We start from the raw sequence: 20,508 nt of genomic DNA, 5'->3' as shown, positions 1-20,508 counted from the left end.
GAACTAGCTGATCGGCTGACTATATGCGCCCATTTCTTAGATGGTCCCAACTCTCGTGCAAGTTGACACCCCGTTCTGAGGATCTATCTCGGCAGTGCACTCGATCTCCACGCACCTTGTCCGTTAGGAAGATGTTTTCGCATGCGATGTGAGTGATTGCTCCAGGATTTTGGTGTCTGCAGGACTTTCGGGCCCGAAGTCGCGGCCGCGGTGTGCACGGAGAGAGCGATCACCACCGCGGCGATCTCCTCGGGGGTCGCGTCCCCTTTAATGATCTTCAGATGTCTCACAGCGGGATGTTCCCATGCTTCTTCGGCGGCAGGGTCGCGCGCTTGTTGCGCAGGGTCCTGAGCGCCTTGACGATCTGGACTCGGGTGGCGGAGGGACGGATCACCGCGTCCACATACCCACGTTCGGCCGCGAGATACGGGTTGGCGAGCGTGTCCTCGTATTCAGCGATGAACCGGGCCCGCTGGGCGTCCGGATCGGCGGCCGAGGCGAGTTCGCGCCGGTAGAGGACGTTGACCGCGCCCTGCGCTCCCATCACCGCGATCTGCGCGGTCGGCCAGGCCAGGTTGATGTCGGCGCCCAGATGCTTGGAACCCATGACGTCGTAGGCTCCACCGTACGCCTTGCGGGTGATGACCGTGACCAGCGGCACCGTCGCCTCGGCGTAGGCGTAGAGCAGCTTGGCGCCGCGGCGGATGATCCCGTTCCATTCCTGGTCGGTGCCGGGAAGGAATCCGGGAACATCGACAAATGTCAGTACCGGAATGTTAAAGGCATCGCATGTACGTACGAATCTCGCGGCCTTCTCCGAGGCCGCGATGTCCAGCGTGCCCGCGAAACTCATCGGCTGGTTGGCGACGATACCCACGGAGCGTCCTTCGACCCGGCCGAAACCCACCAGGATGTTCGGCGCGAACTGCGCGTGCACCTCAAGGAATTCGCCGTCGTCCAGGACGTGTTCGAGAACCTTGTGCATGTCGTAGGGCTGGTTCGCCGAGTCGGGGATCAGCGTGTCGAGCTCCCGGTCGGAGTCGGTGGTCTCCAGCACCACCTCGGTGTCGAACACCGGGGTCTCGTCCAGGTTGTTGGACGGCAGGTAGGAGAGCAGTGCCCTGGCGAACTCCAGGCAGTCGGCCTCGTCGGAGGCCTCGTAGTGGGCGACACCCGAGCGGGAGTTGTGCGTGTGCGCGCCGCCGAGCTCCTCGAACGTCACCTCCTCGCCGGTGACCGTCTTGATCACGTCGGGGCCGGTGATGAACATGTGCGACTTCTCCGACACCATCAGCACGAAGTCGGTGAGGGCCGGCGAGTAGACGGCGCCGCCCGCGCACGGGCCCATGATCAACGAGATCTGCGGGATCACTCCCGAGGAGTGCACGTTCCGCTTGAAGATCTCGGCGTACAGGCCCAGCGAGACGACACCCTCCTGGATGCGCGCCCCGCCGGAGTCGTTGATGCCGATCACCGGGCATCCGGTCTTCAGCGCGTGGTCCATGACCTTGACGATCTTCTCTCCGAAGACCTCGCCCAGGGAACCGCCGAAGACCGTGAAGTCCTGGGAGAACACCGCCACGGGGCGGCCGTCGACGGTGCCGTATCCGGTCACCACCCCGTCGCCGTACGGACGCTCGCGCTCCATGCCGAAGCTGGTGGACCGGTGCCTGGCGAGTTCGTCGAACTCCACGAAGCTGCCCTCGTCCAGGAAGGCGAGGACCCGCTCCCTGGCGGTCATCTTGCCCTTCGCGTGCTGTTTCTCGATGGCGCGCGCGGAACCCGCGTGGGCGGCCTCGTCCAGACGGCGTTCCAGCTCGGCCAGTTTGCCGGCCGTCGTACGGACATCGGGTTCGGCGGCCGTGGTCTCGGCACTCAGAGGCTCGCTCATGCCAGCAGGGTAAACCGCCCTCTGACAGTGCGAACTATCGGGGGCGACCGTTCGTTTTCCTGGCGAGTCGGCTGATTGCCGGAGCCATGATCCTGGAAGGGGGGAACATGCCGGACGCCATCGAGGCGGTGCGAACGCAGGGGCTGTTCAAGAGATTCGGGCAGCAGGTGGCCGTGGGAGGCGTCGACCTCGTGGTGCCCAGCGGCAGTTTCGCCGGACTGGTCGGTCCCAACGGCGCGGGAAAGACCACCACGCTCAGCATGGTCACCGGCCTGCTGCGCCCGGACGGGGGCTCGGTCCACATCGGTGGTGTCGACGTCTGGCGCGACCAGGTCGCGGTCAAGAGCCGCATCGGCGTGCTCCCCGAGGGGCTGCGCCTGTTCGAGCGGCTGTCGGGCAGGGAGTTGCTGTCCTACAACGGCCAGCTCCGAGGCATCCCCAGGGCCGAGGTGGAGCAGCGGGTCGACGGATTGCTGAAGGTCATGGGCCTGACCGAGTCGGCGGACAAACTCGTCGTCGACTACTCGACGGGTATGCGTAAGAAGATCGGCCTGGCCGCCGCGCTGCTGCACAACCCCGGTGTGCTCTTTCTCGACGAGCCGTTCGAGGGCGTCGACCCGGTCAGCGCCAACACGCTCGTCGAGGTGCTCAGGCGCTACACCGACTCCGGCTCGACCGTCGTCTTCTCCAGCCACGTCATGGAGCTCGTCGAGCGCCTGTGCGACTGGGTCTCGGTGATGGACGGCGGGCGGATCGTCGCCCAGGGGCCGCTGGACGAGGTCAGGGCGGGACGCAGCCTCAACGAGGCGTTCCTGGGGCTGGTCGGCGTCCAGGGTGACGGCGCGAGCGGGCAGGAGGGCCTGTCGTGGCTGGGCGCGACCCCGGCATGAGCGCGCCGGACCGGCGGTGGGCCGTGCCCGGGACCGTGCGGGTGGGGCCCTCGGTGTTCGTACGGCTCAAGCTCCGGCTCGTCGCCGGCAACCTGCGCGGCAGTGTCCAGCACCTGCTGGGGTTCGTCTTCACGGTGATCGCCGCGATCGTCTTCGCCGCCCTGGGCTTCTCCGCCATGACCACGCTGCGCCTCGCGTCCGCCGAGGTCGCGGGCGACGTCGTCACCGTACTGTTCGCCGCCTTCCTGGTGGGCTGGGCGGTCGTGCCGCTCCTCGCGTTCGGGCTGGACGACACGCTCGACCCGTCGCGGCTGGCGCTCTTCCCACTGCGGACCGGCCAGCTCGCCACCGGCATGTTCGCCGCCTCGATCACCGGTGTCTGGCCGGTCGCCACGCTGGTCGTCATGATCGGGGCGGTGGCCGGCCTGGCCGGCGGGGCCGGCGGGGCGCTCCTGGGTACGGTGGCGGTGCTGCTCCACTTCGCGCTCTGCGTCGTCCTCTCTCGGCTGGTCACCACGGCGCTCTCCGGTGTGCTGCGCACCCGCAGGGGCCGCGACGTGCTGGCCGTCTCGGTGATCTTCGTCGTGCTGGCGGCACAGCTGCCCAACCTGCTGCTCAACGGCGGTCTGTCGGCCGACCCGGGGGCGATGCTGCGCGGTGTCGCCTCGGTGCTGCGCTGGACCCCGTCAGGTATGGCGGCGCACGCCGTCGCCGACGGAGGAGTGGCGGCCCTCCTGGCGATCGTCGTGCTCGCCGCCCTGGTCGCCGGAGCGGGGTGGCTGTGGATCGCGGCGCTGCGCCGAGCCCTGGTCTCCCCGGACGCCTCCACCCAGAGCTCCTCGGTGCGCAACTCCCGGGGCCTGCTGGCAGGGGTCCTGCCCGACGGCCCGCTCGCCGCGGTGGTGGGCAAGGAGCTCAGGTACGCCCGCCGCGATCCGCGGGGCAGGGTCGGCTGGTTCGCCGCCGTCGCGGTCGCGGGCATCATGGCCTTCTCGCTGAACGGGGAGGGCGGTCCGACCGGGGTCGCCCTGGCGGTCGCTCCCGCCTGCATCGGGGCGGCGCTGATCAGCATGCAGTGGTGCAACGCCTTCGGCATCGACGGCCGCTCGCTGTGGATGAACGCCGTCGCCTACGGCAGCGACCGCGACTGGCGCACGGACATCGCGGGGCGGCACCTGGCCGTGGCGACGATCGGCGTGCCGTTGCTGCTGGCGCTCTCCCTGGTCGCGGCGCTGCTGGCCGGAGACGTCGGCTGGGCGGTCCCGGCCACCCTGACCGCCTGGGGCGTCCTCGGGGTCGGGCTCGGGGTGGGTGCGCTGACCAGCGTGCAGATGCCCTACACCGTGCCCGAACGCCTGAACGCCTTCACGGGTGCGGCTCCGGGGCAGGGCGGCATCGCCTTCGTCGCCTCGTTCGGCGCGCTGATCGGCACCGGCCTGCTCGCGCTGCCGATCGTCCTGCCGGTGCTGTCCGGCCTCACCTGGGTCGCCGTGCTGGCGGTGCCGTACGGACTGCTGCTCTCCGCCGGCGGCCGGAGGGTCGCGGGTAAAGCCGCTTTCGCCAGGTATCCAGCGCTGCTGCAGGCGACCTCCAGGGCCACCTGAGTGGTCTAGTCCAATGGGTGAGACCGGTCTCCGCCGGAGAAAACGGACTGGGTACGCTGACAAACATGCCAGCCACCGTGTCTCATCAGGTAGAGCGCTCCTCCGCTGTCACCGAGATGCCCGACGAGCTGCGCGCGGACGTGCGACTGCTCGGCGAGCTCCTGGGGCAGGTCATCGCCGAGCATGGTGGCGATGACCTGCTCGCCGACGTCGAACGGCTGCGCAAGGCGGTCATCGGCGCCCGCCGCGGGCAGGTGTCGGTCGACGAGATCACCGCGATGGTGGCCGAGTGGCCCGTCGATCGCGCGGTACAGATCGCCCGCGCGTTCACGTGCTACTTCCACCTGGCGAACCTGGCCGAGGAGCACTTCAGAATCCGCACGCTCAGGGTCCGCGACACCGGCGAGGAGCCGCTGCCGGAGTCCCTGGCCCAGGCGGTCCAGGAACTCGGTGGTGAGAAGGTCGCCGGCCTGGTCGAGGAGTTGCGCCTGCACCCGGTGCTGACCGCGCACCCCACCGAGGCCCGCAGGCGCGCCGTGGTCACCGCGATCCAGCGCATCAGCGGCCAGCTCGCCCTGTACAACAGCCCCGAGCGGGGTGCCGCCGAGCGGGCGGAGACCCGCCGGCGGCTGCTGGAGGAGATCGACCTGCTCTGGCGGACCGCCCAGCTCAGATCCACCAAGCTCGACCCGCGAGACGAGGTCCGCACCGCCATGGCGGCCTTCGACGAGACCCTCTTCCGGGTGGTCCCGCAGGTCTACCGCGCCCTGGACGCCGCGCTCGGCGGGGGCGGCGGCACCGAGAAGCCCCGGGCCCGCGCCTTCATCAGGTACGGCAGCTGGATCGGCGGCGACCGCGACGGCAACCCGAACGTCACGGCCAAGGTGACCAGGGACGCCGTGCTCATCCAGGCCGAGCACGTGCTGATCGCCCTGGAGACCGCCGCCGGCCGGATCGGCCGCTCGCTGACCCTCGCCGCCGGTTACGCCCCCGCCTCGCCCGAGCTGCGAGCCGCGCTGTCCGCCGCGGTGAACGACCACCCCGACCTGGTCTCGGAGATGGCCACCCGCTCCCCGCAGGAGCCGCACCGGCAGTGGCTGATGTTCGTCGCCGCCCGCATCGCGGCCACCAGGCAGCGCGGGCTCGACCTGGCCTACCGCTCGCCCGAGGAGCTCCTGGGCGATCTGCGGATCGCCCAGGAGTCGCTGGTCGCGGCCGGGGCGAAGAGGCAGGCGTACGGGGAGCTGCAGCACCTCATCTGGCAGGTGGAGACGTTCGGCTTCCACCTGGCCGAGCTGGAGGTCCGCCAGCACTCGCAGGTCCACGCCGCCGCGCTGGAGGAGATCGCCGCCGGGCGCGTCTCCGAGCGGACCGAGGAGGTCCTGGCCACGATCCGCACGATCGCCTGGATCCAGGAGCGGTTCGGGGTGGCCGCCTGCTCCCGCTACGTCGTCTCCTTCACCCGCTCGGCCGACGACATCGCCGCCGTGCACGCGCTGGCCGCGCACGCGCTGGGCGAGCGGGCCCCCCGGCTCGACGTGGTCCCGCTCTTCGAGTCCGGCGCCGACCTGGCGGCCGCCCCCACCGTGCTGTCGGGGATGCTGGAGATCCCCGAGGTCCGGGCCAGGCTGGCCGACGACCGGCGCCTGGAGGTCATGCTCGGCTACTCCGACTCCGCCAAGGAACTCGGCCCGGCCGCGGCGACGCTGAAGCTGTACGAGGCCCAGGAGGCGCTGGCCGCCTGGTCGGCCGAGCACGACGTGCCGCTGACGCTCTTCCACGGCCGGGGCGGTGCCCTGGGCCGGGGCGGCGGTCCCGCCAACCGGGCGGTGCTCGCACAGGCCCCGGGGTCGGTGGGCGGCAGGTTCAAGGTCACCGAGCAGGGTGAGGTCATCTTCGCCCGCTACGGCCACGACGCCATCGCCCGCCGTCACATGGAGCAGGTCACCTCCGCGGTGCTGCTCGCCTCCACCCCGTCCATCGAGGCGCGCACGGCCGAGGCCGCGGGACGCTTCCGGGCGGTGGCCGGGCAGGTCGCCTCCGCCTCGGAGAAGGCGTACCGGCTGCTGACCGAGGCGCCCGGCTTCCCGGAGTGGTTCTCCCTGGTCAGCCCGCTGGAGGAGATCGGCTCGCTCCGCCTGGGCTCCCGCCCGGCCCGGCGCGGCCTCGGCGCGCCGCGGTCCCTGGACGACCTGCGGGCCATCCCGTGGGTCTTCGCCTGGGCTCAGACCAGGGTCAACCTGCCCGGCTGGTACGGCCTGGGCAGCGGCCTGGAGGCGGTCATCTCCGAGACGGGCCTGGACGAGCTGCGCGCCGCCTACCGGGAGTGGCCGCTGTTCGCCTCGCTGCTGGACAACGTGGAGATGTCGCTGGCCAAGACCGACCGCGACATCGCCGCCCGCTACCTCGCGCTCGGCGCCAGGGACGACTTCGTCGCGCAGGTCCTGGCCGAGTACGACCTGACCCGCCGCCTGGTCCTGGAGATCACCGGCCACACCCGCCTGCTGGAGGACCGCAAGGTGTTGTCCCGCGCGGTGCAGCTCCGCGACCCGTACGTCGACGCGCTCTCCCACCTGCAGCTCCGCGCCCTGTCCACGCTCCGCGCGGACGAGGGGCTGTCGGAGGAGGAGCGCGAGCGCCTGTCCACGCTGCTGCTGCTCTCGGTCAACGGCGTCGCCGCCGGTCTGCAGAACACGGGCTGATCTTCTCGCCGCCACCCGCCGGCCCCGCACGGGGCCGGCGGGCGGCGCTCACGGGCCGACGCGGTGCGCCCCCGCGTAGAGGTTGAAGCGCTCCTCGCGCAGGAAGCCGACCAGTGTCATCCCGAACTCCCTGGCCAGGTCGACGGCCAGGGAGGAGGGCGCGGAGACCGCGCAGACGACGGGCAGGCCCGCGGTGAGGGCCTTCTGCATGATCTCGTAGCTGGTCCGCCCGCTGACCATGAGCACGTGCCCGCCCAGTGGCAGCCTCCCGGTCATCATGGCCCAGCCGACCAGCTTGTCCACCGCGTTGTGCCGTCCCACGTCCTCGCGGACCGCGAGCGACTCGCCTTCCGCGGTGAACAGCCCGGCCGCGTGCAGTCCCCCGGTCTTGCCGAAGACCCCCTGGGCCTGCCTCAGCAGGCCGGGAAGGCCGTACAGGACCTCGGGGGAGACGCGCAGCGGGTCATCGGCGGCGGGCAGCGGTGAGCAGCGGCCACGCAGGGCGTCGAGGCTGGCGGTGCCGCAGACGCCGCACGCGCTCGACGTCATGAAATGCCGGTCGAGCGAGGGCAGATCAGGCAGGGCGTCGCCGCGCAGCCGTACGGTCACCGTGTTGTAGCGGGCCTCGGCCGGTACGTCGTCGTCCGTGCAGTAGGCGATGGAAGCCACGTCGGCGGGTGCCGCGACACCCTCGCCGTACAGGAACCCGGCGGCCAGTTCGAAGTCGTGCCCCGGGGTGCGCATGGTGATCGCGACAGTGCGGCGCTGCTCGCCCGCCTGGATCCGGATCTCCAATGGCTCCTCGGTGGCCAGGTCGTCCCGGCGCTCGTGGAGCGTCCCCGAGCGCATCTGCCCGACCCGTGCCCGCGTGGTGGGTCCCGGCCTCCGCACGGCCTCCACCTCGATACCGTCCCGCGGGTCAAGGTCTCTGCTCATGCGACCTTTTTCTCTTTCGCTACTGTCCGAATGGTTTCATCCCCGTTCGGAAAGCCGGGCTTCGCCTGCGCGCCCAGACTTCGTTAATAGTATTCCCTGGTCATTGCCCTAATTCGGTAACAGGGGGGCGTTAAGGGAGGCAAGATGGCTAAGTGCTCGACTCGCCCTTCACTGATCTCGACCGTCCGCCGCTCTCCCCGGCGGCGCTCACCCGCGCGCTGGTCCGTCCCGGCGGCCTCTGGTCCGACATCGCCGTCGTCGCCAGGACCGGATCGACCAACGCCGACCTCGCGCAGGCCGTCCGCGACGGCGCGCGACAGGGAGCCGTCGTCGTCGCAGAGGCCCAGTTCGCCGGGCGTGGCAGGCTCGGCAGGGCCTGGAGCGTTCCGCCGCGTTCCGGCCTGACCTTCTCGGTGCTGTTGCGCCCGGACCCGCCCCCGGCCAGGCAGAGCTGGCTGTCCCTGCTCGTCGCCCTCGCGGTCGCGTCGGCCGTACGGAAGGTCGCCGAGGTCGACGTCCGGCTCAAGTGGCCCAACGACCTGCTGATCGGCGGGCGCAAGGTCGCCGGGGTGCTCGCCGAGCGGATCGACAACGCGGTGATCGTGGGCGTCGGGCTCAACGTGAGCGTGCGCGCCGAGGAACTGCCGGTGGAGACCGCCACCTCCCTGGCCATCGAGAAGGCCGCCTGCGTCGACCGCGACCCCATCCTGCGGGCGGCGCTACGGGAGATCGAGCTTCACTACCGGGAGTGGTCGGAGGCGGACGGTGACGCCGAGGCGTGCGGCCTGCGGGCCGCCTATCTCGCGGTCAGCGCCACGGTCGGCCAGGAGGTCCGGGTGGAGCTGCCGGGTGAGCGGGTGCTCACCGGCACGGCCACCGGCGTCGACGGCGCCGGCCACCTGCTTGTCAGCTCCAAGGGGCAGGAACACGCGCTCAGCGTGGGAGACGTCGTGCATGTTCGTCCGCACAGCTCATGACGTGGAGCACGAAGGCGTGTCACGATTTGCCCCATGGGTCTACCCGATCACCACATGACGGAGGGGGAGCGGCGAATCCGGTCGTTCCACCCGCACTGGAAGCGCCTCATCGGCCCGTTCCTCGCGTTGATTCTGATCATCGCGGGGTCCGGTGCCGCCATTTTCTTCATGCCCGCCTTCGACTACGACTCCTACGCGCGCGTCGCGGTGGCCGTGGTCGCCGTCGGCCTGCTGACCGTGTGGTCGTTCGTGCCGTACCTGAGGTGGAAGAACACCTCGTACGTGCTCACCTCGCACCGGTTCACCATCAGTACGGGGGTGCTGAACAAATCCATAGACGACATCCCGATGGCCAAGGTCAACACGGTCAGCGCCGACCAGACCCTGATGGAGAGGATCCTCGGCTGCGGCACGCTCGTCGTCGAGTCGGCGGGCGACCACGGCCGGATCACGCTGCGGGACATCCCACGGATCCAGGATGTGCGGGCCGAGGTGTTCCGCGCGCTCGACGACGCGATCGACGGGGAGCCATCGGAACACGGCGGGCGGTGACCGGCGGTGGGGCGTAACCTTCTGGGCCGGGGGGAAGGCGCGGGTGAAGAGGAGGAGGTCTTCACCGGACGTCCCACGGCCGAGCAGATCGAGCACCTGTTCGTCGGTACCTCGCCCAGCTACACCCGGATCCAGGTGGCGAGCCTCGCCGAGCTCCCGCAGGAACTCACCGAGCGGATCTGGCGCGCGCTGGGGTTCGCCACGCTCCCCGACGACGAGGTGGCCTTCACCGACGCGGACGTGACGGTGCTCAAGCGGGTCCGGACGATGATGGAGAGCGGCCTGCTGGACGACCGGACCGTCATCAAGATGGCCAGGGCACTCGGCCAGACGACGGCCAGGCTCGCGCAGTGGCAGGCCGAGATCATGGTCGGGGCCCTGCTCGACCCCGACCGTCCGCCCACGGACGAGGACCTGGCCAGGGTCATGGAGACCTCGCGCCGGATGCTTCCCGGCTTCGAGCAGGTCCTGACCCACGTCTGGCGCGCCCAGCTCGCCGCCGCGGGGACCCGCCTGCTGGCGATCGCCGACATCACCGACGACACCGTGCCGACCCGGCTCACCCTCGCGGTGGGCTTCGCCGATCTGGTCTCCTTCACCCGGGCCACCCGCGAGCTGGACGAGCGTGGCCTGGCCGAGCTCGTCGAGGGCTTCGAGGGGAGAGCCTCCGACGTGGTCGCCGAGCACGGGGGACGGCTGGTCAAGACGCTCGGCGACGAGGTGCTCTTCACGGCGGCCGACCCGCGGACCGCCGCCATGATCGCCCTGGAGCTGGTCGACGTCATCCAGCGGTACGGGCCAGACGTGCGGATCGGGCTGGCGTACGGGCCGGTGCTGCCGATCATGGGCGATGTCTTCGGGACCACGGTCAACCTGGCCGCCAGGCTCACGGCCATCGCCCGCCCCGGCACCGTCGTCGTCGACAGCGAGCTGGCCGAGGCGCTGGAGGGCGCGCCGGGCGTCGAGGTCGGCCGTATCCGGCGGCGGCCTGCCCGAGGCCTGGGGGTGGTGCAGCCGTACGTGTTGCGCCGGACTGGTAATGATTGAGGCGGGGCCTCTCCAAGGCCGTTCAGCCGGTAAGCGAGCCCGTACGGCTCGATGAGTTTCACAACAGATGAGGTGCAGGACATGCCGTACACCGTCCAAGGCGTGGTCGCGCGTGGCAAGGGCGAGCCCGTCTCGCTGGAGACCGTTATCGTGCCCGATCCGGGGCCGGGTGAGGCCGTGGTGACGGTGCAGGCCTGTGGTGTCTGTCACACGGACCTGCACTACCGCGAGGGCGGCATCAACGACGAATTCCCGTTCCTGCTCGGCCACGAGGCCGCCGGAGTGGTCGAGGCCGTCGGTGCGGGTGTCACGGAGGTGGCGCCCGGTGACTTCGTGATCCTGAACTGGCGGGCCGTCTGCGGCAACTGCCGGGCGTGCCTGCGCGGCCGTCCCTGGTACTGCTTCAACACGCACAACGCCACCCAGAAGATGACCCTGGAGGACGGCACGCCGCTCAGCCCCGCCCTGGGCATCGGCGCCTTCATCGAGAAGACCCTGGTCGCGGCCGGGCAGTGCACCAAGGTCGACGCGTCCGCGCCGGCGCAGGTGGCCGGGTTGCTCGGCTGCGGCGTGATGGCGGGCCTGGGTGCCGCCATCAACACCGGCGCGGTGACCCGCGGCGACAGCGTGGCGGTCATCGGGTGCGGCGGCGTCGGTGACGCGGCCATCCTCGGCGCCAGGCTGGCGGGCGCCTCGAAGATCATCGCGGTGGACGTGGACGACCGCAAGCTGGAGTGGGCCAAGGAGTTCGGCGCCACCCACACGGTCAATTCCAGCGCCTCGGACATGGTCGAGGCGGTCAGGGAGCTCACCGGCGGCAACGGTGCGGACGTGGTCATCGAGGCGGTCGGCCGCCCGGAGACCTACAAGCAGGCGTTCTACGCCCGTGACCTGGCCGGGACCGTGGTCCTGGTCGGGGTGCCGACCCCGGAGATGACGCTGGAGCTGCCGCTGCTCGACGTCTTCGGCCGCGGTGGCGCGCTGAAGTCCTCCTGGTACGGCGACTGCCTGCCCAGCCGTGACTTCCCCATGCTCATCGACCTCTACCTGCAGGGGCGGCTCGACCTCGACCGCTTCGTCTCCGAGACGATCGGCCTCGGCGACGTCGAGGACGCCTTCGCGAAGATGCACCGCGGCGAGGTCCTGCGCTCGGTGGTGGTCCTGTGATCGACAAGGTGGTCACCTCCGGCACCTTCTCGCTGGACGGCGGGACATGGGAGGTCGACAACAACGTCTGGATCGTCGGTTCGGCCAGCGAGGTCGTCATCATCGACGCCGCGCACGACGCCGCCGCGATCGCCGAGCGGGTCGGTGACCGCGAGGTGAAGGCCATCGTCTGCACCCACGCGCACAACGACCACATCGACGCGGCGGCCGACCTCGCCACGCGGGTGGGTGCGCCGATCCTGCTCCACCCGGCCGACCAGGTGCTGTGGGAGATGGTCTACGCCGACCTGCCGTACACCCCGCTGCAGGACGGTCAGGTGATCTCGGCCGGAGGCGTGGACCTGACCGTGCTGCACACGCCGGGTCACGCTCCGGGAGCGGTCTGCCTGTACGGGGCGGAGATCGGCGCGCTCTTCAGCGGCGACACCCTGTTCCGCGGCGGTCCCGGCGCGACCGGGAGGTCCTTCTCCTCCTTCGACACGATCATCGAGTCGATCAAGGGGAGGCTGCTTACCCTGCCGCCGAAGACGATCGTGCACACCGGCCATGGCGACTCCACCTCGATCGGCGAGGAGGCAGGGCATCTGGAGGAGTGGCTGGCCAGGGGACACTGACCGGTGAGTCCGTCGCGACGCGCCCCGGCCCACGCCAGGGCGCGTTCGCGTGTCGGGCGCCGGGGGGGGTTAGGGGGGGTGTGTCGTAGCTCACGTAGGCAAGGCTAACCAAATGGGTTACTTTAGGTGTGCCTAACCTATGGTACTCTCCTGAGAGGTCGCACCCCCGTGTATGTATGCGTCTGCCGCGCGGTCACCGAGAATGAGGTGCACGACTGCATCTCGGCAGGAGCGAAGAGCGCGCGCCAGATTCGCGACGCTACGGGTGCCGGTGGCGACTGCGCTTCTTGCGTGCGCAAGATCTGTGCGATCCTGAAGCGGTCTGAGGATCTGATTCCGACCGCATAGCACGAGGAGCCCGCCATGCAGGGCGACAAGAAAATTATCGAGCTGCTCAACGAGCAGTTGACCGCGGAGCTGACCGCGATCAACCAGTACTTCCTGCATGCCAAGATGCAGGAGAACTGGGGATACACCAAGCTTGCGAAATACACTCGCGAAGAGTCCATGGACGAGATGCGGCATGCGGAGAAGCTCACCGACCGCATCCTCTTCCTTGAAGGACTGCCCAACTACCAGAAGCTGGGCATCCTGCATATCGGCCAGACCGTCGCGGAGCAGCTCCGCGCCGACCTGGACGTCGAGCTTGAGGTGGTCGGCCGTCTGAGGCCCGCCATCGCCCTGATGCGTGAGAAGGGCGATATCACCTCGGCCCGCATCTTCGAGGAGATCCTTGAGGACGAGGAGCACCACATCGACTACCTGGAGACCGAACTGGGGCTGATGGACAGTCTCGGGGAGCAGCTCTACCTCGCCCGCTATGCCGAGCCGCCGTCGCCGTCTTGAGGTGAATTGAGGAGAACACGCCCACCGGATCCCCTCTGGTAGGGCGTGTTCTGCTTTGCCGGTCAATCCTTTGGGGCGCCTGTGCTTTCGAGGGACTTCCAAGGTGGGAGACCTACTCCGAAAGCCTCGGCCGTTGCGGGATGACTATCCGGGATTTATCAGTGTTTGCCCAGGTCAATGGATAGGTCAACGACGAGTCAAACCGCGCGCTGTACCCGGGAAACGATCCTCTAAGGTCCTACGATCGCAACATGACCTGTGTACTACTCGCCGAGGATGACACCTCGATTTCCGAGCCACTGGCGCGAGCTCTGCGCCGCGAGGGTTATCAAGTAGAGGTGAGCCCTGACGGCCCGCAGGCTCTGGAGCGGGCTCTGTCGGGTGGCATCGACCTGATCGTTCTCGACCTTGGGCTGCCCGAGATGGACGGCCTGGAGGTGGCCAGGCGCATCCGCGCCGAAGGCCATGGAACTCCGGTGTTGATCCTCACCGCCCGCGTCGACGAGGTCGACACCGTGGTGGGCCTCGACGCCGGGGCCGACGACTACGTCACCAAGCCGTTCCGCCTCGCCGAGCTGCTGGCGCGCGTCCGCGCCCTGCTGCGGCGTGGCACGTCCGAGACGCCCGTGGTCCAGGGCGTGCGCATCGACGCCGACTCACGTCGGGCGTGGATGGGCGACAAGGAGCTGCATCTGACCACCAAGGAGTTCGACCTGCTGAGGGTCCTGGTCCGCGACGCCGGAAAGGTGGTCACCCGCGAGCAGATCATGCGCGAGGTGTGGGACACCAACTGGTGGGGCTCGACCAAGACCCTGGACATGCACATCTCGTGGCTACGCCGGAAACTCGGTGACGACGCCGCCAAGCCCCGGTACATCACAACCGTTCGAGGGGTCGGCTTCAGGTTCGAGCGCGAGTAGGAAATGCGCCGACGCCTGCTCTCCTCAACCCTCCTCGTTGCGGTCATCGGGGTGTTGCTGCTTGGCATACCTCTCGCCGTGGCGGTCAACAGGCTCATCGAGGAGGAGGCGGCCCAGCAGCTCGCCTCCCATGCCAAGAGCCTGCTGGGGGAGGTCGAGTACGCCCGGATCCAGGATCAGCCCATCGATGAGCAGCAGCTGGAACGTAAGTATTCCCAGCTTTACATTCAGATCTATGCAAAAGGCACACCTCCCCAGGTGATAACGGTGGGCACCGAGCCCCCCGAGAGTCAGAAGATGACCGCGGACGCACAGTCGGAGAACGGCGTGTACGTCGCGGTCAGCCGGGACAAGACGGGGGTGGAGCGTGAGGTCCGCGCATGGCTCTTCCTCATCCTGGGGCTCGCCGCGGCTGCTCTCGCGGTCGCGGTCGGGCTTGCCATCGTGCAGTCGCGCCGCCTGACGTTACCGCTCAGCGACCTTGCGATGATCGCTGAGCGGCTCGGCTCCGGTGACGCGAGGCCGAGCAAGCACCGCTACGGCATCCAGGAACTCGATCGGGTGGCCGAGGTGCTCGACCGTAGCGCGACCCGCATCTCCGATCTCCTGGCCAGGGAGCGGGAGTTCGCGACCGACGCCTCCCACCAGCTCCGCACCCCGCTCACCGGCCTGACCATGAGGCTTGAGGAGATCGTCGCCGCCGCGGACGAGCCGGGGATCGTCAAGGAGGAGGGCGAGGCCGCCATCGTGCAGGCCGAACGGCTCACCGCGGTGATCGACGAGTTGCTGGCCACCGCCAGACGACAGCGTCAGGCGCAGGCCGAGAGCGTCAAACTCGACGTGCTGCTCGACCAGCAGTTCATCGAGTGGGGCCCGGCGTTCCGCAGGGCAGGGCGGCAGCTGAGGCTGGCGGGCACGCGTGGGCTCCAGGCACTGGGCACCGGCGGCGGCATCAGCCAGGTGATCTCCACCCTGCTGGAGAACTCGCTGGAGCACGGCGGCGGCACGGTGACCGTGACCACCAGCGCCAAGGACAAGTCCATCGTGATCGAGGTGGCGGACCAGGGCAGGGGGATACCCGACGACCTTGCCCCGAGGATCTTCGAGCGGAACGTGAGCGGGGCCGGCGGTACGGGTCTCGGCCTGCCCCTGGCGAGGGCGCTGGCCGCCGCCGACGGGGGGCGCCTGGAGCTGGTCCGACCGCGTCCCGCGGCGTTCGCCTTCTTTCTGCGCGAGGTGGGCGACACGGGCAGGAAGCGGGTCGTCCGGGGACCCGCCTGAGCCTTGCCCTAGCGAGGCAGGGGTGGCGGCGAGTTCTTCTCCGAGCTCTTGTTCAGCAGGTACACGTGGCCGTTGATCTGGCTCTGCGACACCGCCGGCGGACTCGCCTCGGCACCGGGCAGGAAGACCCACTTCTTGTACGACCAGAACCTGAAGAGGGTCCCGAGGGCGGTGCCGGTGAGTATGGCGATGTTGTAGCTCAGGGCGTCTTCCAGGCCCAGGGTGTAGGTCACGAAGCCGATCACCAGCAGCGAGATCAACAGGCCGATGGCGTTGAGGACGAAGAACAGGAAGTACTCGCGGGCCAGGCCGCTCTGCTCCCGGTGCCTGAAGGTCCAGTAGCGGTTGCCGAGATAGGCGAAGGTGGCCGCGATGACCGTGGCGATGACCTTGGAGATGAGCGGCCCCCAGCCGATGCCGAACCGGAGCAGGTTGGTGCCGCCCGTGTCGATCACGAAGGCGACCGCACCGATCGCGCCGAACTTGACCAGTTCTCGCGCCAGTTCGGCGAGCCGCCGGTAGGCGTGTCGGAGAAACTCCACGTTTCCTGCACGGTCCCTTCGGGGGTCGGCCACTGATCCGCCACGTTGGAGGACCTCGAACACTGTCGAGCCAGGTTACCGGTGCTCGGCCACGGTCCGCGCGGCATCGCTGCACCGGAGGACATAGTCCTCATCAAGCGCTATTTCAATAAATATCGCATAACTTCGGTTAAATCGGCTCGCTCGACGTTACGCTAATCCGGTAGATCACGGAATGCCGCTGGAGAACCGTGATCGGTCCTGACGGACTGCCGTACGCGACGGCCACTACCCCGGGGATCAACCCTTGCGCCGCCGACTCCTCGCTCTGATTCTCGGTCTGTCGATGATGACCGGTTGTGGCGCGCGGGGAGACGCGCAAGGCACCGTCCCCGAGGCCGGACCGTCGCGTGAGACGTCCGCCGGGGTGGAGCTCGCGGAGGCGACCCAGGCCTTCACGCTGCTGAGAAAGCTTGACGACGCCTGGCGCGACCGGGACTGCGCGGCCGTCGGCAGGCTCACCACCTGGGCGGAGAATGCGCTGGGCGGTCGTGCCTGTGAGGCGACCCGGAACGGCCGCCCAGCCCCCGCCAGGAAGTCCTACACCGAGGCGGAGTTCTACCTGCCCGGCGCCGCCGACACCGACCGCTGGTTCGTCGCCCTGGCCCGCGAGCCCGACCCGGCCTACTTCCTGTTCGTCCACGAGGGAGGCGAGTGGCGGCTCGGCGCGGGCCCCATCCCGATACGGGGCAAGGTCCGCGAGCCGACCGAGGGGGCGGTGCCCACCGACGACCCCGCCATGGGGGTCAGGGCCCGTCTCGTCCCGCAGCGCTATCTGACCTACCTGACCGATCCCGCGGGAGTGAGCGGGGTGACCTTCCCCAAGGCCGACCCGGTACGCGACCTCTTCGACGAGCTGGTCAGGCGCCCGCAGAAGGTGCGGCCCGACCGGCTCACCGCGGACGTCCGCCTGCTCGTCGGCCCGCAGCGCGCACTGCGACTGCCCGACGGCGGCGCGCTGGTCATCCATGCCCTGGAGATCGAATACCGGCAGCGGGCCCGCTCCGGCCGATCCTCCCTGGCCCACCCGATCTACGGCAAGGCCGACCTGCGTGGCTTCACCGGCCGTGCCAGGGCGGCCGAGCTGACCGGGACCGAGATCGCGCTCGTCGCCACCGAGATCGCCGGCACGGGGGCCAGGCTCACCACGGCCGGCCTCCGCCGCGGCCTCGCCACCCTGACGACAAGCTGAGAGCCTCCCAGGATCCTGCCGAGGGCCTTCACGGCGGCCTGGCGCCTCACCGGGAGCGGTTGTCCGGATCGGCTGGGTGCCTCCCGTCGGCCGCTCCCGTACCGCGTGCCGGTAAACTTAACCCCCGTGAGCAGCCCTTCCTTGGCCAGTCCCATCGGACCCGTCGTCGGCGTGATCGGAGCGGGCCAGCTGGCCCGGATGACCCAGCAGGCGGCCATCGCCCTCGGCGTCGAGCTTCGGGTCCTGGCCAACTCGTCAGACGAGAGCGCCGCCCGCGTGATCGCCGACGTACGCCTGGGCGACTACCGGTCCCTGGCGGACCTGCGCGACTTCGTCAAGGGGTGCGACGCGGTCACCTTCGACCATGAGCACGTGCCCACCGAGCACATCCGTGCCCTGGTCGAGGACGGCTTCGTCGTGCACCCCGGCGCCGACGCGCTCGTACACGCCCAGGACAAGGCGGTGATGCGCGAGCGGCTGACCGGGATCGGCGCCCCGTGCCCGCCGTGGCGGCGGGTCGAGGCGGCCGCCGACATCGAGGAGTTCGCCGCGGAGAACGGCTGGCCGGTCGTGCTCAAGGCGATCAGGGGCGGTTACGACGGGCGTGGCGTCTGGATCTGCCGCTCCGCGGATGACGCGGCCGAGCCCCTGGCCTCCGGGGTGCCGCTGATGGCCGAGGGGTTCGTGCCGTTCGAGCGGGAGCTCGCCGTGCTGGTCGCCAGGTCGCCGCACGGCCAGGGCGTCAGCTACCCGGTGGTGGAGACCGTCCAGCGTGACGGCATCTGCGTCGAGGTCCTCGCCCCCGCACCCGGCCTCGATCCAGAACAGGCCGCGGTGGCCCAGCGGATCGCCCTGAACATCGCCAAGGAACTGGGCGTGACCGGGCTGCTGGCCGTGGAGATGTTCGCCACCTCCTCGGGCCTGGTGGTCAACGAGCTGGCCATGCGCCCGCACAACAGCGGCCACTGGACGATCGAGGGGGCCCGCACCTCCCAGTACGAGCAGCACCTGCGCGCGGTCCTCGACCTCCCGCTCGGCTCACCCGCGCCGGCCGCTCCCGTCGTGGTGATGGCCAACCTCCTGGGCGGTGACGACTCCGACATCTTCTCCCGGTACGAGCACGTGATGGCCCACGACCCGGGGATCAAGATTCACTTCTACGGCAAGGAGGTGCGACCGGGGCGCAAGATCGGCCATGTCACCGCGCTCGGCACCGACCTGGAAGAGGTCCGCGCCCGTGCCCGGCACGCCGCCGTCTACCTCACCGAGGGAAGATACACCTGAGCCCCAGGGCCGGCCCCGTCGTGAGCCGTCGGACTGGTCGACGGCGGCGCTCCCGGCCCCTGTGCCCGTCTGGGCCACGGTGCCACCGTGAGCCGTCGTACCCGCGCGGGCCACGTCACCACTGCGTCACCACTGCGTCACCACTGCGAACGCGCGTGGCCCCCGGGTCGCGTGGCAAGGAGAGAGCATGACCACCGTTGGCATCGTCATGGGCAGCGACTCCGACTGGCCGGTGATGAGGCTCGCCGCCGAGGCACTGGCCGAGTTCGAGGTGGAGTTCGAGGCCGACGTGGTCTCCGCGCACCGGATGCCCGAGGAGATGATCGCCTATGGCGCGCAGGCGGCCGGGCGCGGGCTGAAGGTGATCATCGCGGGTGCCGGGGGAGCCGCCCACCTGCCGGGCATGCTCGCCTCGGTGACCCCCCTGCCGGTGATCGGTGTCCCGGTCCCGCTGAAATACCTCGATGGCATGGACTCCCTGCTCTCGATAGTCCAGATGCCCGCCGGTGTCCCGGTCGCGACGGTCGCCGTCGGCGGCGCCCGCAACGCGGGCCTGCTGGCCGTCCGGATCCTCGCCGCCGCCGACGAGGAACTGCGGGCGAAGATGGAGGCGTTCCAACTCGCTCTCAAGGAACAGGCTCACGCCAAGGGCGCCAGGCTCCGCGCCGAGGCCGCCCAGCTCGGCGCCTGATATCGCCACCTTTGCCGGATAGCTTGGTGACAGCGCGGATATACGAGGACTCATAGGGAAGGGGGAGATCGACACGGACCTTGGAGGTTGAGAATCATGAGGAACGCGATCCGCGCCCTCCTCGGGATCACGACGGCCATACTGGCGGTGTTCGGAAGCCTGGGCGCGGGTGAGAGCCACCGGCCCGCCGACTCCGACGTAAGCTCCGTATCCACGCATTAGCCGTGCGTCCACTCGATGCTTTTGTCATTGCGGGCGTCGAAGGCGGCCCGGATACTGTATTTGTGGAGTCTGTTGCCGGAGGGCACGTCACAGACCATCCCCAGGACGTGACGGAGACGTGCGAGCCTTACGGAGCAATCCGCCCGTTCGGGCGATCGGCGGCCTCATAGCGAAGGGGATGACGACATGGAAGCAGACCTGAGCAACGCCGTCTGGCGCAAGGCGGCTCCGAGCGACGACGTCGGCGGGGACTGCGTCGAGGTGGCCGTGGTGGACGGCCTCGACGAGGGGCACAAGGCCGGTGCCGGCCCCCTGTACGTGTTGCGCGACTCCAAGAACCCCGACGGGCCGAAGCTGTTCTTCACCCAGTCGGAGTGGGACGCCTTCGTCGGCGGTGTGAAGCTCGGCGAGTTCGACAACTGACGGAGCCAGGCTCGAAGACCCCCGTCCGAGACGGGGGTCTTTCCGTTCGGCGGCCCATGGACCTTCTTTACCGGCGTGGCCGATGCCCGTCCGGCCTTCCGGGTCTGCGCGGTCGGCTCCCCCGGCGGGGTTCCTTTCCCCGGCCTTGACCGGGGCGGTGCCTCCACGACCCGCGCCTTCCGGAATCAGGCTTCCCCGCCCTGGCCTGGCCGAACATCCGGTCGGCCGGGAAAGCCGGGCCTGCGAGGCCGGCCACGCGGTTGAGATCGGCCGAGTGTTGTTGAAATACAGTATCCCCCAAAAGCATTCTTATACTAAATTAGGAGTGTTTTTGTGGGTTTATGTAGATATAGCGCATATTGTGATTATTGGGGGATTCGAAGGATTGACATGAGGAGGGCTTATGAACTTCAACATGATCTTTCCTGGAGGAGAGCGGGCAGAATGCTGCCGCTGGAGGCGCCGCTGGCGTCGTCACTGGCGCAGGCGCCGCTGGGACTGGTGGTGGTGAGCGCGGCACGGTGAGGAGCGACGAGGCTCCCGAACCGTCAACACACATTCGAACGGGTCCCTGGTGCCTACTGGGAACCCGTTCATCGCGTTCGGAGACGGCTCGCGCCGTCCGCCCATCCTGAAGATCCTCTGCCGTTCCGGCTTCGCGCGGTGTTCACCGGCTGATCGCGCTCGT

Annotated in this window: 21 protein-coding genes; 17 read left to right on the top strand and 4 right to left on the bottom strand. The window is 69.3% G+C overall.

Annotated elements, in window-relative coordinates:
* Nucleotides 1-83: 83 nt before the first annotated feature.
* Complete coding sequence (locus tag IG98_RS54760; RefSeq protein ID WP_084195181.1) at nucleotides 84-290, bottom strand: acyl-CoA carboxylase subunit epsilon; 207 nt, start codon at nucleotides 288-290, stop codon at nucleotides 84-86.
* Nucleotides 287-1,891 carry an acyl-CoA carboxylase subunit beta gene (locus IG98_RS0107655; protein WP_030907605.1) on the bottom strand — a complete coding sequence of 535 codons (1,605 nt, stop codon included), beginning with the start codon at nucleotides 1,889-1,891 and terminating at the stop codon, nucleotides 287-289. The genes IG98_RS54760 and IG98_RS0107655 overlap by 4 nt, the downstream gene beginning before the upstream one ends.
* 107 nt (nucleotides 1,892-1,998) lie before the next feature.
* On the opposite strand from IG98_RS0107655, the gene IG98_RS0107650 reads away from it, so the two are divergent.
* The 3 genes from IG98_RS0107650 to IG98_RS0107640 all read left to right on the top strand — a co-directional run bounded on the left by IG98_RS0107650 (nucleotide 1,999) and on the right by IG98_RS0107640 (nucleotide 7,087).
* Nucleotides 1,999-2,781: an ABC transporter ATP-binding protein gene (locus IG98_RS0107650; RefSeq protein WP_030907602.1), complete on the top strand. Its 783-nt coding sequence runs from the start codon at nucleotides 1,999-2,001 to the stop codon at nucleotides 2,779-2,781.
* Nucleotides 2,757-4,385 (top strand): hypothetical protein, encoded by a 1,629-nt coding sequence (locus IG98_RS0107645; protein ID WP_030907599.1) that lies wholly within the window; start codon nucleotides 2,757-2,759, stop codon nucleotides 4,383-4,385. Before IG98_RS0107650 ends, IG98_RS0107645 begins: the two co-directional genes overlap by 25 nt.
* A 65-nt stretch (nucleotides 4,386-4,450) precedes the next feature.
* Complete coding sequence (locus tag IG98_RS0107640) at nucleotides 4,451-7,087, top strand: phosphoenolpyruvate carboxylase (protein WP_030907596.1); 2,637 nt, start codon at nucleotides 4,451-4,453, stop codon at nucleotides 7,085-7,087.
* 48 nt (nucleotides 7,088-7,135) lie between these two features.
* On the opposite strand, the gene fdhD is transcribed toward IG98_RS0107640, so the two are convergent.
* Complete coding sequence (fdhD, locus tag IG98_RS0107635) at nucleotides 7,136-8,023, bottom strand: formate dehydrogenase accessory sulfurtransferase FdhD (RefSeq protein ID WP_084195180.1); 888 nt, start codon at nucleotides 8,021-8,023, stop codon at nucleotides 7,136-7,138.
* Nucleotides 8,024-8,175: 152 nt separating this feature from the next.
* Here fdhD and IG98_RS0107630 point away from each other — a divergent pair, with 152 nt between their 5' ends.
* The 9 genes from IG98_RS0107630 to IG98_RS0107595 all read left to right on the top strand — a co-directional run bounded on the left by IG98_RS0107630 (nucleotide 8,176) and on the right by IG98_RS0107595 (nucleotide 15,427).
* On the top strand, nucleotides 8,176-9,000 hold the full coding sequence (locus IG98_RS0107630; RefSeq protein WP_030907590.1) for a biotin--[acetyl-CoA-carboxylase] ligase: 825 nt from the start codon (nucleotides 8,176-8,178) through the stop codon (nucleotides 8,998-9,000).
* Nucleotides 9,001-9,033: 33 nt separating this feature from the next.
* Entirely contained in the window at nucleotides 9,034-9,552 is a 519-nt protein-coding gene (locus IG98_RS0107625; RefSeq protein ID WP_030907587.1) for a PH domain-containing protein, read from the top strand.
* Between the two features lie 6 nt (nucleotides 9,553-9,558).
* Nucleotides 9,559-10,599, top strand: coding sequence for an adenylate/guanylate cyclase domain-containing protein (locus IG98_RS0107620; RefSeq protein ID WP_245651428.1), 1,041 nt, complete (start codon nucleotides 9,559-9,561; stop codon nucleotides 10,597-10,599).
* 81 nt (nucleotides 10,600-10,680) lie between these two features.
* Complete coding sequence (locus IG98_RS0107615; protein ID WP_030907581.1) at nucleotides 10,681-11,766, top strand: S-(hydroxymethyl)mycothiol dehydrogenase; 1,086 nt, start codon at nucleotides 10,681-10,683, stop codon at nucleotides 11,764-11,766.
* The gene (locus IG98_RS0107610; protein ID WP_030907578.1) at nucleotides 11,763-12,380 is read left to right on the top strand and encodes an MBL fold metallo-hydrolase; all 618 of its coding nucleotides are present in this window, start codon (nucleotides 11,763-11,765) and stop codon (nucleotides 12,378-12,380) included. Before IG98_RS0107615 ends, IG98_RS0107610 begins: the two co-directional genes overlap by 4 nt.
* 126 nt (nucleotides 12,381-12,506) lie before the next feature.
* Complete coding sequence (locus IG98_RS48410; protein WP_342666797.1) at nucleotides 12,507-12,728, top strand: (2Fe-2S)-binding protein; 222 nt, start codon at nucleotides 12,507-12,509, stop codon at nucleotides 12,726-12,728.
* 15 nt (nucleotides 12,729-12,743) lie between these two features.
* A complete protein-coding gene (gene bfr / locus IG98_RS0107605; protein ID WP_030907574.1) occupies nucleotides 12,744-13,226 on the top strand; it encodes a bacterioferritin in 483 nt (160 codons plus the stop codon).
* Between the two features lie 251 nt (nucleotides 13,227-13,477).
* On the top strand, nucleotides 13,478-14,146 hold the full coding sequence (locus IG98_RS0107600) for a response regulator transcription factor (RefSeq protein ID WP_012888073.1): 669 nt from the start codon (nucleotides 13,478-13,480) through the stop codon (nucleotides 14,144-14,146).
* 3 nt (nucleotides 14,147-14,149) lie between these two features.
* Nucleotides 14,150-15,427, top strand: coding sequence for an ATP-binding protein (locus IG98_RS0107595; RefSeq protein WP_030907569.1), 1,278 nt, complete (start codon nucleotides 14,150-14,152; stop codon nucleotides 15,425-15,427).
* 8 nt (nucleotides 15,428-15,435) lie between these two features.
* On the opposite strand, the gene IG98_RS0107590 is transcribed toward IG98_RS0107595, so the two are convergent.
* Nucleotides 15,436-15,969 carry a GtrA family protein gene (locus IG98_RS0107590; protein WP_084195178.1) on the bottom strand — a complete coding sequence of 178 codons (534 nt, stop codon included), beginning with the start codon at nucleotides 15,967-15,969 and terminating at the stop codon, nucleotides 15,436-15,438.
* 286 nt (nucleotides 15,970-16,255) lie between these two features.
* On the opposite strand from IG98_RS0107590, the gene IG98_RS0107585 reads away from it, so the two are divergent.
* The 5 genes from IG98_RS0107585 to IG98_RS54215 all read left to right on the top strand — a co-directional run bounded on the left by IG98_RS0107585 (nucleotide 16,256) and on the right by IG98_RS54215 (nucleotide 20,345).
* Complete coding sequence (locus IG98_RS0107585; RefSeq protein WP_030907561.1) at nucleotides 16,256-17,200, top strand: DUF8094 domain-containing protein; 945 nt, start codon at nucleotides 16,256-16,258, stop codon at nucleotides 17,198-17,200.
* 126 nt (nucleotides 17,201-17,326) lie between these two features.
* Nucleotides 17,327-18,484: a 5-(carboxyamino)imidazole ribonucleotide synthase gene (locus tag IG98_RS0107580; RefSeq protein WP_281178446.1), complete on the top strand. Its 1,158-nt coding sequence runs from the start codon at nucleotides 17,327-17,329 to the stop codon at nucleotides 18,482-18,484.
* Nucleotides 18,485-18,671: 187 nt separating this feature from the next.
* Nucleotides 18,672-19,175 carry a 5-(carboxyamino)imidazole ribonucleotide mutase gene (gene purE, locus IG98_RS0107575; protein WP_030907546.1) on the top strand — a complete coding sequence of 168 codons (504 nt, stop codon included), beginning with the start codon at nucleotides 18,672-18,674 and terminating at the stop codon, nucleotides 19,173-19,175.
* 408 nt (nucleotides 19,176-19,583) lie between these two features.
* Complete coding sequence (locus tag IG98_RS0107565; RefSeq protein ID WP_030907543.1) at nucleotides 19,584-19,820, top strand: DUF397 domain-containing protein; 237 nt, start codon at nucleotides 19,584-19,586, stop codon at nucleotides 19,818-19,820.
* Between the two features lie 390 nt (nucleotides 19,821-20,210).
* Nucleotides 20,211-20,345: a hypothetical protein gene (locus IG98_RS54215; RefSeq protein ID WP_281178444.1), complete on the top strand. Its 135-nt coding sequence runs from the start codon at nucleotides 20,211-20,213 to the stop codon at nucleotides 20,343-20,345.
* The last annotated feature ends 163 nt before the right edge of the window (nucleotides 20,346-20,508 follow it).

The organism is Streptosporangium amethystogenes (genome assembly GCF_000721075.1).
GTDB classification, from domain to species: domain Bacteria; phylum Actinomycetota; class Actinomycetes; order Streptosporangiales; family Streptosporangiaceae; genus Streptosporangium; species Streptosporangium amethystogenes.
The sequence above is the reverse complement of the archived record's forward strand: the minus strand, read 5'-3'. Positions and strand labels throughout refer to the sequence as shown.

What these genes read in the sequence shown, in the direction of transcription:
- IG98_RS0107625 (WP_030907587.1), top strand. Translation starts at nt 9,034, where the DNA reads ATGGGTCTACCCGATCACCACATGACGGAGGGGGAGCGGCGAATCCGG.
- IG98_RS0107600 (WP_012888073.1), top strand. Translation starts at nt 13,478, where the DNA reads ATGACCTGTGTACTACTCGCCGAGGATGACACCTCGATTTCCGAGCCA.
- bfr (WP_030907574.1), top strand. Translation starts at nt 12,744, where the DNA reads ATGCAGGGCGACAAGAAAATTATCGAGCTGCTCAACGAGCAGTTGACC.
- IG98_RS0107650 (WP_030907602.1), top strand. Translation starts at nt 1,999, where the DNA reads ATGCCGGACGCCATCGAGGCGGTGCGAACGCAGGGGCTGTTCAAGAGA.
- IG98_RS0107595 (WP_030907569.1), top strand. Translation starts at nt 14,150, where the DNA reads ATGCGCCGACGCCTGCTCTCCTCAACCCTCCTCGTTGCGGTCATCGGG.
- purE (WP_030907546.1), top strand. Translation starts at nt 18,672, where the DNA reads ATGACCACCGTTGGCATCGTCATGGGCAGCGACTCCGACTGGCCGGTG.
- fdhD (WP_084195180.1), bottom strand. Translation starts at nt 8,023, where the DNA reads ATGAGCAGAGACCTTGACCCGCGGGACGGTATCGAGGTGGAGGCCGTG.
- IG98_RS0107640 (WP_030907596.1), top strand. Translation starts at nt 4,451, where the DNA reads ATGCCAGCCACCGTGTCTCATCAGGTAGAGCGCTCCTCCGCTGTCACC.
- IG98_RS0107655 (WP_030907605.1), bottom strand. Translation starts at nt 1,891, where the DNA reads ATGAGCGAGCCTCTGAGTGCCGAGACCACGGCCGCCGAACCCGATGTC.
- IG98_RS54215 (WP_281178444.1), top strand. Translation starts at nt 20,211, where the DNA reads ATGAGGAGGGCTTATGAACTTCAACATGATCTTTCCTGGAGGAGAGCG.
- IG98_RS0107615 (WP_030907581.1), top strand. Translation starts at nt 10,681, where the DNA reads ATGCCGTACACCGTCCAAGGCGTGGTCGCGCGTGGCAAGGGCGAGCCC.
- IG98_RS0107565 (WP_030907543.1), top strand. Translation starts at nt 19,584, where the DNA reads ATGGAAGCAGACCTGAGCAACGCCGTCTGGCGCAAGGCGGCTCCGAGC.